Consider the following 13,196-nt stretch of genomic DNA (forward strand, 5'->3'; position numbering starts at 1 on the left):
TTTACTTAAGAGTGCGCGCCTGACTGATTCGCCATGACGAGCTTGCTACCTAAGCGTGAGCATCATTTCGAGGACTGGTCGATGTTAAGAACATTTAAACGATTCTTAAGCTCTATATCGCTTAGCGGGCTCCACCCATCCGTGATACGATTACATGGATAGTCAGCGCCATCTGTAACCTCAACTGTGCCCCTGCTGGTTAGCTCAGTATTTAATGCCAAGAATTTTTCACGCCCGGCATGTAACCTGTTGTGCCTTAATGCGGATAATATTTTATTTTTATAATCTGCGTTGCATCGGGGGCCAAAAATCACCCCTTTGATTGCTGTATAGTTGTGATGGAAAATCCTTTGCATTGGAAGATCCGGAACTTTTCCCCTCATGGCCAGATAGCGTGGATCATCAGTTTTGGTAATTAGGAGTCTAGATTCTTGTTCGTAGTCCCAGAAAGAGTTTTTCTGGACAAGAGAAAAAATTTTCGTTGCAACGCCATCTGTAGCGCTTTTAAGGATAGGGATAGATTTCTCAGAGTCCAAGTAGGTTACTGGCAGGAGCTTATGCGTTGCCCATTGAGTTGAGTTTGGATGGGCCTGAAGATCAATTTTTTCTTCGTGATCGTCATAAATCAATGCGCATCCTTTAAATCCGTCTGCGTAATGTGCCCACATTTTTGGCTCAAGCGCTTGCTTGGAGAATGAAACGCTATAAAATGTGTGGTTGTGTCCGCCACTCAGCAGAGCTGTTAAAGTTAATATACAGATTTTTGCGCGTGCCTCAGCTGGGCTATCTTGGCTGAATGCAAAATTTGATTCTTTATCACCTCCTTGCCAAAGGGAGGAGATAAAGATTTTAGCAAGCTCATGCTCTTTTTTTCTTATGATTTCGAATATTGACTCGGTCGACTTGAAGCTTACGTTCTTGAATAGTTCTGCCAGTTGGGCAGCTAGCTTTAAGCACCGAAGATCAACATGATGGCTCATGTTCCAGGCGTCGTCAGCTTGTGGGCGTTGCAGAAGTTTTGACCAGAGCTCTACATCGTCTTCGAAATAGTAAACGCCCATAAGATCATTCGGGTCGTTCAACTCGTGATTTTCGGAGAAGTATAATTCATTATAGCGGATGGCGCTCTCCAGACGGGCGCCGGGCCTGAAATATTTAAATACAGCCATATTCATATCCTTTGAAAATACATGTGCGATCTTTGTAGCGAGGCATCATTATGCCATCATGTACTGTAAGCACCAAGCTTCGGGCAGTCTTGGTTTGGTGCTTTCCATCGTGGAAGAGATTGTGACTCGACATGGCCAGACTATCGATTTCGAGTCCAGTCTGGCTGCGGGCACCACTTTTAGCATTTCGCTACCCTGGGATTAATCGCTGACAAACCAAAGCTGGCCATTGCGAGTAGCCGAGTAGGGTCGAAAGCGGTCATCCACGACCGACCGCTATCAACCCGAAGCTGTCCTTCCCGGAGGAAAATTTCAGGCAAGTAAGGGATCTGGCCGTGCGCCGTCGGCCAGCCTCGGATCCTTGCCATCCGAGGTCAGAACAAACGAGTCAGGAGACCTTGATAACTACTTTGCCAAAGGCGCCTCGTGCCAGGTGTTCGAAGGCTTTGTGAGCGTCGTAGAACGAGTAGGTCTGATCGATGACCGGGCGAATCGCGTGTACGCTCAGGAATTCGTTCATGCGATCAAAGGACGAACGAGGCGCCACGGCAATGCCACGAATCGTGGTCTGGCGGAAGATAAGCGGCATTAGGCTCAGCGAGGTGGACTGACCGGTGAGGAAGCCGATCTGAGCGATCTTGCCGGCGGTCTTGGTTGCCAGAATGGACTGGTTCAAACCCTCGCCTCCAGCCACATCAAGCAGCAAGTCGACGCCTTTGCCGTCGGTGAGTTTCAGAACTTCCTCTTCCCAGCGCGGGAAGGTGCGATAGTTCACCCCAGCCACGGCGCCGAGCTTTCTCACCGCCTTCAGATTGGCGTCACTCCTTGAGGTTACGATCACCTTGGCGCCAAGTGCGGTTGCCAGCTGCACGGCAAAAATCGATACCCCTCCGGTGCCTTGCACCAGCACCGTCTGGCCGGGCTGAATCTGGCCATAGTCAACCAACGAGTACCATGCGGTCAGCGCTGCAATCGGGAGGGTTGATGCTTCCTCGTCGGTCATGTTGTCCGGTGCACGTACAGCGCTTTGTTCATGGATGATCATGAACTCGGCCAAGCCACCTGGCAGTGGCATGCCGAAGCAGTGGGCAGGTTCGTCAGGCCCAGGTTCACCGTCGATCCAGCGCGAGTAGAGATGCGAATTGACACGGTCACCCACCTTGAATCGGCTGACGCCTTCACCCACGGCAACTACGGTGCCCGAGGCATCGCTGACCGGTATCAATGGCTTCGGTACCAAGTGAGGTTCGTAAAAGCCATTGACGATGGCGTTATCGCGATAATTTAGAGAAACGGCTCCGACCTTGACCAGCAATTCGCCTGCCTTGGGGGGGGGTGGCTGCTTCGCCGAGCGCCAGATTATCGAGTCCGAAATCGTTCAGAAGCCATGCTTTCATATGCCTATCTCCAGTGAGTGTTACCCAATGGCGACATTCTCCCCAAGCAGGGGCTCTCAATAAATGCTCAGCCCGGCACAGGATTGTTATTTCTATAGGCAACAATCAGACTGTTAGCCGGAGCCGAACCGGCAACAAATAATCGAAGTGAGAAGACGCTATGGAACTGCTTCAGTCCATGCAGGTGTTCAGCCGATTGGCCGAACTGGGCAGTTTTACTCGAGCGGCAGATGCCCTGCAGATTGGCCGTCCCTGTTCAATCAAGACGTCAGCGTTGTTCAGATCCCCAGTCTCAGGATCCATGGTAATTAAGGTGGCATTCCGCAGAAGAAGCCGACCTCCTTGTGAAGCCTTGGGCTCTGAAGCTACTGCAGGCAAGATCATGCTAGCGCCTGCCAATGAACCAAGCTGTAGAAGCGTTCGGCGGTCAATTGCCATGAATCTCTCCTCCTGGAAATGATCGAGTACGAGAGCCTACATCCTCGGTAGGGTCAGTCGGCAGGGTAGGGGCGCTAAACCGCCTTCGACATCAAATTACAGCAGCCGCTGATGGGGTGGTCGTACTTAAGTATTTCTAGGTGCGTCTCAACCCAGACATGACAGGCAGATCTAGGCCTATCAGCTTTTCCTGTCCCGCGAACAATTGTGTAAACCCTGACGAGCTCCGGTTCAGTAAAGCTCTCGGGGAAGGCACGCTTACCCGCGAGCTGCTTCTGGTAACGTCCAGGATCTGAAACGGCAGGCGGCCTAGGCTCAAGGTGCGTCTCACGGCGCCCAGACGGCCTCAACTGCCGACTGGGCGTTCGGTGGTCGACTACACCAGCGAAGATTCAGGGGGAGATCTCGGCATTCTGTTGAGATTTAGATAGCTGGGCAATTGCGTCTAATTCAGCGCGAACCACCCGTTCGTAAGGGAATTCGAACCGGATTGCATTTTCTCTGCCTTGCCTGAGGAGCGTCGCCATTAACTCAAGCTTAGGGAAAAATTCTTTAATTAACTCATCCGCCTGCTCATAAGCCTCGCTGAAAATTTTTTGCGATCGGCTGTCATTCACGTCCGTATCAGAAGACGCTTCATGGTCAATGCTGACCAGGATGAACATCAACTCTTCCACCTTTCCCCGGTCATTCAATCCTGTTTCATCCATCACACCTTCGTTGAAGACGTTGTCTATGACCGCTTGGCTGACTCTTGGGCCGCGCGATTGGATGTCTGCCACTACCCCGGCACACAGCACCACCATTCGGTTGAAAATGTGGCTGCGCACCTGCTTTGTGTCTGCCAGCGGAACTGGAGCGTAGGGTTCGATAAGGGATGTCCCCAAAACCTGCTGATCCTCAAGCCGGACGCTGACCTCACCGGCCTTGAAACCGAAATGGCGGGCTACCAGCCAATGCCCAAGCTCATGGTGCAGCGTCGTTCTGAGCTGATTCCGGATACTTGATGAAACTGCCATGTGTCGCCCTTGAGTCCGTTTACCTAGAAAAATGATTCCGAATCTTCACCTTGCGGTGCGCTCGGTGTTTTCTTAATGAGATAGTTGCTGAGGGACGCACACAAGCCAACGATCAGCTCAGCTTCCGTGTAGGAAGGCTCACGTCCCTCTCTAAGGTGACGACCATTCTCAGAGGCGTACCCCCAAGCCCGAGCGACTGCTTGATCGAGCGGCGGAGGGATAAGCGTGTTGTGCCGTTTTAGGATATCGCCTAGGTTGGCCTTCACGTCACCAGTCACCTGACGGGCTACGCACTCAAGTGAGGCCATCGCATGCTGGATGGCACCAGTAGGATCTGGCTGAGGCCGGCGGGACAAATCAGCTATAGCCTGATGCAGCTCTTTGCTGGCCGTAGAGTGACCGGCATTGTGCTCAGCATCCTTTGCATTCTTGACGATCACCTCGAAGGATTCAGGGCCCCGTGTCTCGAGCCGCCCTGCGACCAGCTTCCATCCGATGCCAAACTCGACGAAGTAGTCGTTCAACTCGGTAACGAAGTGGTTGTACACATCCCGGTCGTAACGAGTCTCTGCAAGGTAGTCATGCAGACGTTCGATGATGTCGTACACCTTGAACCACTTGCACCCCTGAAGGAGGTCTTCAACCTCGTTGTCTACGTTGGGGAAGTCGCTCCAGTTGTTGCGATCGGGTTGCCGTTTTAGCGCCTGGCACACCATGCCTCGGAGAGTAGAGGGTGTCAGTCCGCAGTCATAGCACAGCTGGACGAAGAAGCTGCGCAACTCTCTGGGAGCGTCCTCTCTGACTGTGATTTCTGCCTCTTCAGTATTCGAGAAGCCGTGCCGCCTTGAGAATGTCTCCCTCACAACGCATCTCCTTGAGTAGAGGCCCGAAGCCTCGATTTCTGAGCTAACCCTGGCTGTCAGATGTTCAGGCTAGGCCAAGCGTTGATATCCAAAAGCCACTACCTTAAGGTACCGCGCGAGCGGATGCCAAGGCCTATAGCAGGGCATCAGGGCAAAAAATCACCAACACTAGGGAGAGTAGCTTTGAAGGTCATTTACAATGGGCGACCTAGCCGGCGCACAAATGCCTTACCTGCAGGCACAGAGGATATCCTAGAGCTACTTTCCAACGACTGGAACGACTTCGGATATGAAACCACATTTATCGTTTCCTGTAGGATCGGGGGAGAGCGCATTGAACTAGCACCTGTGCGTATTCTCGTAGATGGGATCAAAAATACCAGGCGCTATTTTGATAATCTGTTGAGCGAAAACTGGGATGGACACTTCCCGATACCTCATGTAAATTATATATCAATTCCTGGTGAGATTGCATTTTATGAACAGCTGCAAGGGGCGCTCTCTAAAGACGGAGCACTTGAGGTTGCCGATTTGCTTCGCGATGCGAGCTATCTTGTACATATCAAAGACTCCACTGAAATACAAAAACTAATAAGATCTGTAGGCTTCAAAGATTCACTGCAGCGTGAGCGAGGCAGCATCGAATCTTTCAGCGATGGTTGGAAGGTGCTAGACCAGTCATCCATCACTGCAATGGACATCCCTTTTGAATTTAAGGATGTTTTCAAAAATCAGTCATTGCTGAGCTTGAAATTTAGCAAAGATAGAACAGGTCTGCCTCGCGAAATCAATGTGCTTATTGGAGCGAACGGCACAGGTAAATCTCAGTTTTTGCATCAAATGGTTGATGCCTGGCTTGCAGATGGCAGAAAGGAGCGGCGGCGTCACAACGACATGCCAGAGAGCATCAGTCGTCTAATTGTCGCTTCATATAGCCCATTCGAACTTTTTCCCGTGGATATGGAGGAGTCGAAAGTCAGAGATCGAGATGCTTATAAGTATTTCGGCCTGAGGGGTAGGTTTGCATCGCGACCTGCCAATGAGTCAAAACAAGTCTCGAACTCATCAGTTTCTCTTTCCAGAGAAATCCCCAAAAAAGACACCGTTAGATCGATGCTTGATTGCGTGGCAGATGATCAACGATATCGCCATATTAAGCACTGGGGCCAGAAGGTCAGAACTGCAACTCGCGTCCTTCAGGCTGCAATCGATTTTGATGAAATAGCTCTCAAGGTCAAGCCTCGGATCAACTCTGATGATCTCGTCAGCGATGGCGATGTTGAAGAGCCATTCAAGGTCATCACAACAAGAGCTAGAGAGACAAAGTTTGCACTAATATCGCCTAGCACCATCCAAATGTGGGACTCAGATCTCCTAGCTAAAAGCATCGACAAAGAGTTTGGGCTGGCATTCATCAAAGGGGAAAAAGTTTTGGCGCTGAGCTCAGGGCAGCGTCTCTTTGCCTATTTGGTTATTAATTTACTAGGCGCTATCAAACGGAACAGCTTGATTCTAATTGATGAGCCCGAGCTATTCTTGCATCCTTCCCTTGAAGTGCAGCTGGTTGATATGCTGAAGCAAATCTTGGATAAATTTAACTCCAGAGCCGTTCTCGCAACCCATTCGGTATCGATTGTACGAGAAATGCCCTCCGACTGCGTTCATGTCCTGGAACGCACTGAAGATAAGCTTGTGGTTAAGAATCCACCATTCCAAACCTTTGGTGGCGACGTGCAACGAATTGCGTCGTATGTCTTCGGGGATAAATCAGTTTCCAAGCCATTTGAACAATGGATCAGCAAGCGATTGGAGAGCATGACTGCTGATGAGCTAATAAAGTCGTTGAAGGGTCACATTAATGAAGAACTAATCATTCAGATTCATTCAATGGAGGCTGAGCAATGGTAATGCGCTTGCCAACGCCGCAGCATTGTAGCGTCACGCTTGTCGATGATGTAGTCAGAGAAAGGCAGGGCGGATCAAATGCCCTGTACTTCACTGGCATTAAAGCGGAGTGGAAGGCGCGAACCCAAGTATACCTTGATAATAATGGCTCTCCGGCACATGTCCCAATGTGGGCGGCTATTCCTGTTACAAAGAAGAAGAGCTTTAAGAATCTTTATACTCATCCAGCACTTGGAAGCGCTCAGGGCATTGTGCTCGACGACCTAAATGACCATGAACTGAACCTCTGCCCAGCATGTGGGGAATTTGGCAAGCCCAACACACTCGACCACTACCTGCCGAAGGGGAAATACCCCCATTTCAGCATCACGCCAGTCAACCTTTTCCCAATGTGTGACAGCTGTCAAAAAGAGAAGCTTGAGAAAACTCACACGACCAGGGAGTCGAGGCTGTTTTTGCACCCGTATTTTGACGATTTTGTAGAAAGACAAATCTTACGCATCGTCATCCACCCGCCTTATGATACACCGACGTTCTCAATCGAATTAATGGATTGGCTCTCGGACGAACAGCGAGCAGTAGTGCGAGCCCACATTCGAGAGCTGGCCATTGAACGTAGGTTTGCGGGCTTCTTTAAGGGAGAGAGTATGCGAATACTCAAGCATGCGGCCAAGATTAGAAAGGGTAATCAGACCATTGAGGAATCGGTAGAGCTATTCCGATCACTGCACGAGGATCCCACCTTCAATAGCTGGCAACATCTGTATTACAGAGCTGTGTTGGACAATCCTGACATGCTTGAATATCTAGCCACTGGGGTTCTTCCCGCCAAAATATAATAGTGGCCTCAGGTTGCAGGCGCTAATTCAAATGCGTCTGCAACTGTAGGTTATACGCTGGCTGGGAGGAGGCGACCCAGCCGCCCCATGAAGACGCGTACCTTTGGTGGCAGATAACGGCGATCGGTCATCAGCACAGATACGGGCTTCGGTATGGTTTTCAGCTCGGACAGAATCTTGACGAACTCACCGGAATCGATGAAGGGCTGGATAGTAGGGCGAAGACCTACCAGCATTCCCAATCCTGCAAGCCCACAGTTTAAAAATGCCTCCAAGTCGCCGACTACGATGCTGCTCTTGAGGGTAAGCGCGGCTTCCTCGCGATCGATCTGGAATTTCCAAGGCATAATCTGGCGACGATGATCAATCAAGAAGTTCACCGCGAGATGATCGTCAAGGTTATCTATGTCTGTAGGGGCGCCATACCGCTCAAGGTAAGCCGGTGCAGCAGACTGTACCAATACGACGCTCGATTAGGCTTGAAGAGTCAAGATCGCCTAAGCGAACAGCGCAATCTACACCCTCTTCGGGATAATGATCACGGAATTTGGGTAATGATGGAATGATGAACGCTTTCGTCAGCGTTACCGGAGCGTCCACCCCCAATTTCCCACGAGGGCGCCGATTAGGGGAGAACCAGGCAACTGTGTCTGATAGGTCTGCTAGGAGTTATTTGGCGCGAGCGTAGAACTCTTCACCCTCAGGCGTTACATGAGTTCTACGCGTTGTGCGATGGAGAAGCTGGACGTTGAGTTGTTGCTCAAGGTTTTGGATCGCCTTTGAAAGCGCTGGACGGTACAGCTGAAGAGCCTTGGCCGCACGCGTATAGCTACCTTGCTCGACTACGGCGACGTAGATTTCTATCGCCTCAATCATATTCGCTTAACTGGCCTCCAAGTCGCCGCCCGCGGCTGCCCGATTTCTCTCAATGACATCCAGGAGCTCCGCGTGATCTTCCGCCCACTGATACAGCGCCATCAGCGGCTCTACAAATCTTTGCCCTACTTCAGTTAGTGAATACTCGACCATGGGCGGTACCACCTGGTGCACCTTCCGCTCGATCAAGCCATCACTTTCTAGCTCGCGCAGCGTCTGGGTAAGCATTTTCTTTGAGATCCCAGGCATAGAGCGCTGAAGCTGACCAGTCCGCAACGAACCGAAGCTCAGCACATAAATCACCATGGACGACCATTTGGGGGCCAACAGAAAGTGAATTCTGCGTGGTGGACATTGCTCACAGACGACTAGGGGATTCCCTGGATCGCGAACAGTTGGTTTTGTCATGGTTACCATTTGGTGCCTACGTTCCAAAAAAGTGCCTAGTCGACAGAAAAGACCTAAAGGCTCAAGCTCACCCTAATCCCTAGATTCCACACTGTAAACAACCTAAATGGAGGTCAGAATGAACAGCCAGTCCACGATGCGAGCCATGGTGCTAGAGGACTACGCCACCGGGACATTGGTGGAGAAAATCGTAGAGCGTCCGTCTCCAAAGACCGGCGAGGTACTCGTACGGATTGCAGCCAGTGGCGTTAACCCGATCGACAACATGATTCGCCAAGGACTGGCTCCGTATGCCATGCCGGAACTACCCGCTATCTTGGGCACAGATTTGGCTGGTGTCGTCGTCGAGACTGGCCCTGATGTGACTGATTTCAAAGTGGGCGATGAGGTTTACGGTCTAACTGGAGGGGTTCGGGGTCTGCAGGGCTCTCTGGCCGAATATGCTGCTGTGGACACTGCACTTCTGGCACTGAAACCGAAGAATTTCACCATGCGTGAAGCCGCAGCCATTCCACTGGTGTTTCTGACCGCATGGGAAGGCATGGTCGACCGAGCTGGCGTCCACGCTGGCCAGCGAGTCTTGGTGCAGCGCGGGGCAGGCGGTGTGGGCCACGTAGCAATCCAAATTGCGGTAGCGCACGGCGCAGACGTGTATGCGACAGCGTCGTCTGTCAAGCAAGAAATCGTGGAATGTTTTGGCGCTACGCCGATTGATTACAGCGTCAAATCTGTCGACGAGTACGTTGCAGATTTCACTGAAGGCAAAGGTTTCGATATCGTTTACGACACCGTTGGCGGGCAGAGCCTGGACGACTCTCTTGTCGCTACCAAGCCATACGGCCATGTCGCCAGTTGTTTTGCTTTCGCCTCTCATAATCTGGCCCCAGGCTCACTACGCTGCGTGACTCTGTCAGGCGTATTCGTCCTTTTGCCAATGCTGAGCGGGGAAGGGCGAGCGCATCATGGTGAGATCCTCCGCCATGCGACTCGGCTCGCAGAAGAAGGTAAGCTTAAACCACTGATGCATCCTCACAGCTTTGGATTAGGGGAAGCCCAAGTTGCACAGATTTTGCAGGGCTCTGGTAAGGCAGTAGGCAAGATCGTCATCGACATCGAGTAATGCCCAAATGTGCCGGGTTGTGCCGCTCGTTGGGGCTCAGCCTGGCGTTTCTTTGCTGAAAGTACGTCTGCGCAATGAGCCTGGGGTACGTAGACGCAAGCGAGATTTAAAATACTCTCTGCAGCGACCGTGCGCCCCTCGACGCATTTGTGAGCTTTCCCGAACACTAAAAAGGGCTGTACGGTGAGATGTGCCAACACAGGGAGATGATGTGGTGGGGCTTATCGACGATGCCATCTGTAGTCTTACCTCAGCTGGATGGGCCACGTTCCTGCTGCCGGGCCCCGACGCCAAGGTGATGGAAGAAGTTGCTCTGGACATTGGCAACCGGCTAGGACATCCCGTGGGCAACAGAAGGCGGGGACAGTTGGTTGACTATCTTGTCCCGAAAAGTAGGCAAGCTGCCAAGCCCGGCTCCCTCAGCGCATGCTATGGCTTGAACATTTTCCCTTGGCACACCGATGGCGCTCATTGGGGTACGCCGCCACGATTTATCGTTATGGGCTGCCTAGAGGCTGACAGCCAGGCTGCGGACACCCTCATCTGCGATGGCCGTTTCTTCGCACCATTGAATTCAGAAGCAGCTCGATCATCAGTCTTCAGGATTACCAATGGTGGGAGGTGTTTCTACGCAGCCGCTCGAGCCGGCCTCGATCGTTATTATCGATACGATCCAGGTTGCATGACACCTATGGATGCTGGTGCCCAACAGATCATGAGTTCAGTTAACCGTGTGATTCCAGAAGGGCAACAGATGATTACCTGGCGCGCCGGGGCCTTTTTGCTTCTTGATAACTGGCGCTTTCTGCATCGTCGAACAGCTTCAGTTGAAGGCTCAGTGCGTAAGCTTCTGAGGGTTACTGTCATGGAGAAGATGAACAATGGCTAATGCTGGAAGCCGTGTGAAAAAGCCACTCAAGGATGTCCCTCCAGCTATCTCTGCAGAGGCACTGTTGGGTAAATCACGGCTCTATGCTGCGCGAGCATTGCACGCCAAGGCAGCGAAGGACTCCGAGGTCTACCAAATTTGGGCTGCGTTGGCACTTGAACTGCTGGGCAAAGGCCAGTTAGCCAGCATTCATCCTTGCTTGGTCGTTGAGACGGACAACACGAACAGTCTTCTCGAAGCTTGCGGCGTAGAGACTGATACCAAGGTAAAAACCATTAGTGCTCATGTGGTGTTCGCACGGCTGAAGCATACCGTGGAGAAATTCGGTACGCCGCATGCGAAAGCATGCGAGCTGATTTCCTCGCGCAGGAATGCTGAGTTGCACTCTGGCCAGGCTGCGTTTGCAGGCATGGCGGACAATGATTGGGAAGGCCAATTCTGGTCAACGGCTCAGCTCATTCTGGCCTCGATGAGTCTGGAGCTAGAGGATTGGGTGGGCAGTGAGTCCAAAATCCCTAAGACCTTGGCCAGGGAATTCCACACTATCAAGGTACAGGCGGCCAAACACAGCATTGAGAATGCTCGCGCTGCTTTTGAAAAGCCTGAAGAATCCTCAAAGACTTCACAGCAGCAGAAAAAACGTACTGCCAAAGAAATCCAGGCCCTAAGGGTCTTTTCACAGACCCTCAAGTGGTGGGCATACAAAGAATCGTTCAGGTACCTGTTGGATCACTACTGGGACGTCACCTGTCCTGCGTGTGAATGCAACGGCTTTCTTGGAGGCGATCGTGTCCACGAGGAGGTCGTTGAGCAGGATCTCGAATACGGCTATGAGACCGTTGAGCGCCACTTCACCCCAGCGGAGTTCTACTGCCCGACCTGTGACTTGCATTTGGAGGGCACTGAAGCAATGAAAGCTGCAGACTTTGATGAAGAGTATCTTGAGCAGGATGAGCGAGAGATTGAGTACGAGCCAGACTATGGGAACGACTAGGCTCTGAATTGCACAAAAAATGCCCCGATGGAAAGCACGAACCACCGCAAAAATGAGGGTAACACTGCTGACCAGATCTTAAGCGCCACGAGCTTTTCTCACTTCCTGTCTGTCGGTTTACACTGTGCTCATTAAGCCTCTATTGCTTGGGTGGCCACGCGCTCACTACCACCTGCATCTAGCCTTTTTCCAGAAGCTCACCCCTCCAACTTCCTGATAAGACCGCCGAATTGTTGGGCAGGCTCCACATAACGGAGCGCCGACTTCATGTCGCTCCAGCCGACGTACTCCATCAGTGTCTTGATATCCCAGCCTGAGCTTGCTGCCCACGTGGCAAATCCGCGCCGGATTGAGTGGGCACTGTAGATTTGTGACGGAAGGCCGCATCTGTCCAAGGTGTCGCGAAGGAGGGGGATCAGGCTATGAGCAGCAAGCGGCCGGTCACTGATGTTTCCCCAGCGATCGATTCCGCGAAATACACCACCGCGGGTAAGGCCAGCGACCTCAATCCAGTTCAGGTAGGCCTCTACAGGACACAGCTTACTTAGCGATGGTGTTTTGTACTCACGGCCGATGTTCTGCCGGTCTCCTTTGCTTGAACCGAGATAAAACCTGATCCCGACATAGCGCTCGGCATGAGTGTTATCGATCGTGAGCCTAGCCAGTTCGTCTCCGCGGAACCCCCTCCAGAAACCGATTGTGAGCAGAGCGATATCGCGAGTCGCCTTCAGCAGAGTGGCCTTGTTGCCCGCGGCTCTTGCCTGAGCTACCTCAGCTTCGAGGTGGGCTACCGCCTTTTCGAGATGTAACAAGGCAAGCGGGGCAGCTTGCTTCTGCTGCACGGGATGTAGCGCGCGGATGCCTTTCAGCAACTGCCTGACCTTGGGGGCTTTGGTGGGGTCTGGGAATCCGTTGCTTTGATGCCAGTTAGCAAGCGCCGCCAGGCGTTGCTTCAGGGTACTCAGCGCCAGCTGGTCGGCGTACTCAGCGATGTACCGCACAACGGACTCAGTGGTGGTGGGCAGGAAGCCACCCCAGGTGACTTCGAAGTGGGAGAGGGCGGCCGCATAGCTCTTAGACGTGTTCTGACGAACGCTCGCCTCCAAGTACCTATCTGCCTTGCTGACCGCGTCAACCACGTCATTTCCCCGTTTCAGCCTTCGGTGGCTCGTTTTGCGATTTGTACCGCCTTCCAGGCCATTTTACCCCTACTCATCTGCTTGACAAGCCATAAACCTCGATTATGTCTTATTAGAAATTCTCAAATTCGTTAGCTGAC

Annotated in this window: 13 protein-coding genes and 2 pseudogenes; 7 read left to right on the forward strand and 8 right to left on the reverse strand. The window is 52.1% G+C overall.

Annotated features, from left to right (window positions below):
• Positions 1–62 precede the first annotated feature (62 nt).
• On the reverse strand, positions 63–1,169 hold the full coding sequence (locus tag AC58X1_RS02825; protein ID WP_497428266.1) for a DUF2971 domain-containing protein: 1,107 nt from the start codon (positions 1,167–1,169) through the stop codon (positions 63–65).
• Between the two features lie 58 nt (positions 1,170–1,227).
• On the opposite strand from AC58X1_RS02825, the gene AC58X1_RS02830 reads away from it, so the two are divergent.
• Positions 1,228–1,374: an ATP-binding protein gene (locus tag AC58X1_RS02830; RefSeq protein ID WP_497428267.1), complete on the forward strand. Its 147-nt coding sequence runs from the start codon at positions 1,228–1,230 to the stop codon at positions 1,372–1,374.
• Positions 1,375–1,557: 183 nt separating this feature from the next.
• On the opposite strand, the pseudogene AC58X1_RS02835 reads toward AC58X1_RS02830, so the two are convergent.
• Positions 1,558–2,566 (reverse strand): annotated as a pseudogene (locus tag AC58X1_RS02835) (zinc-dependent alcohol dehydrogenase family protein).
• Between the two features lie 160 nt (positions 2,567–2,726).
• Here AC58X1_RS02835 and AC58X1_RS02840 point away from each other — a divergent pair.
• Positions 2,727–2,819, forward strand: a pseudogene (locus AC58X1_RS02840) (LysR family transcriptional regulator); the annotation flags it as partial.
• Positions 2,820–3,396: 577 nt separating this feature from the next.
• Here the strand turns inward: AC58X1_RS02840 and AC58X1_RS02845 are convergent.
• Both AC58X1_RS02845 and AC58X1_RS02850 read right to left on the reverse strand, forming a co-directional pair.
• The gene (locus tag AC58X1_RS02845; RefSeq protein WP_497428268.1) at positions 3,397–4,023 is read right to left on the reverse strand and encodes a hypothetical protein; all 627 of its coding nucleotides are present in this window, start codon (positions 4,021–4,023) and stop codon (positions 3,397–3,399) included.
• Positions 4,024–4,046: 23 nt separating this feature from the next.
• Positions 4,047–4,886: an AbiJ-NTD4 domain-containing protein gene (locus AC58X1_RS02850; RefSeq protein ID WP_497428269.1), complete on the reverse strand. Its 840-nt coding sequence runs from the start codon at positions 4,884–4,886 to the stop codon at positions 4,047–4,049.
• Positions 4,887–5,069: 183 nt separating this feature from the next.
• Between AC58X1_RS02850 and AC58X1_RS02855 the strand changes: the two genes are divergently transcribed.
• Positions 5,070–6,794: an AAA family ATPase gene (locus AC58X1_RS02855; protein WP_497428270.1), complete on the forward strand. Its 1,725-nt coding sequence runs from the start codon at positions 5,070–5,072 to the stop codon at positions 6,792–6,794.
• Positions 6,788–7,630: a hypothetical protein gene (locus tag AC58X1_RS02860; protein ID WP_497428271.1), complete on the forward strand. Its 843-nt coding sequence runs from the start codon at positions 6,788–6,790 to the stop codon at positions 7,628–7,630. The genes AC58X1_RS02855 and AC58X1_RS02860 overlap by 7 nt, the downstream gene beginning before the upstream one ends.
• 50 nt (positions 7,631–7,680) lie before the next feature.
• On the opposite strand, the gene AC58X1_RS02865 is transcribed toward AC58X1_RS02860, so the two are convergent.
• From AC58X1_RS02865 to AC58X1_RS02875, 3 genes are all read right to left on the reverse strand, one after another.
• On the reverse strand, positions 7,681–8,091 hold the full coding sequence (locus AC58X1_RS02865; RefSeq protein ID WP_497428272.1) for a LysR substrate-binding domain-containing protein: 411 nt from the start codon (positions 8,089–8,091) through the stop codon (positions 7,681–7,683).
• 208 nt (positions 8,092–8,299) lie between these two features.
• Positions 8,300–8,506, reverse strand: coding sequence for a LysR family transcriptional regulator (locus tag AC58X1_RS02870; protein ID WP_497428273.1), 207 nt, complete (start codon positions 8,504–8,506; stop codon positions 8,300–8,302).
• 6 nt (positions 8,507–8,512) lie between these two features.
• Positions 8,513–8,923 carry a winged helix-turn-helix transcriptional regulator gene (locus AC58X1_RS02875; RefSeq protein ID WP_497428274.1) on the reverse strand — a complete coding sequence of 137 codons (411 nt, stop codon included), beginning with the start codon at positions 8,921–8,923 and terminating at the stop codon, positions 8,513–8,515.
• A 109-nt stretch (positions 8,924–9,032) separates the two neighbouring features.
• Between AC58X1_RS02875 and AC58X1_RS02880 the strand changes: the two genes are divergently transcribed.
• The 3 genes from AC58X1_RS02880 (at position 9,033) to AC58X1_RS02890 (ending at position 11,917) form a co-directional block, all read left to right on the forward strand.
• Positions 9,033–10,034, forward strand: a complete 1,002-nt coding sequence (locus AC58X1_RS02880; protein ID WP_497428275.1) for a zinc-dependent alcohol dehydrogenase family protein — start codon at positions 9,033–9,035, stop codon at positions 10,032–10,034.
• 214 nt (positions 10,035–10,248) lie between these two features.
• Positions 10,249–10,923 carry a TauD/TfdA family dioxygenase gene (locus tag AC58X1_RS02885; RefSeq protein WP_497428276.1) on the forward strand — a complete coding sequence of 225 codons (675 nt, stop codon included), beginning with the start codon at positions 10,249–10,251 and terminating at the stop codon, positions 10,921–10,923.
• A 13-nt stretch (positions 10,924–10,936) separates the two neighbouring features.
• Entirely contained in the window at positions 10,937–11,917 is a 981-nt protein-coding gene (locus AC58X1_RS02890; protein WP_497428277.1) for a hypothetical protein, read from the forward strand.
• Positions 11,918–12,114: 197 nt separating this feature from the next.
• Here AC58X1_RS02890 and AC58X1_RS02895 read toward each other — a convergent pair whose 3' ends face one another.
• Positions 12,115–13,056 (reverse strand): tyrosine-type recombinase/integrase, encoded by a 942-nt coding sequence (locus AC58X1_RS02895; RefSeq protein WP_497428278.1) that lies wholly within the window; start codon positions 13,054–13,056, stop codon positions 12,115–12,117.
• Between the last annotated feature and the right edge of the window lie 140 nt (positions 13,057–13,196).

This window comes from Pseudomonas sp. PGPR N4 (assembly GCF_059693665.1).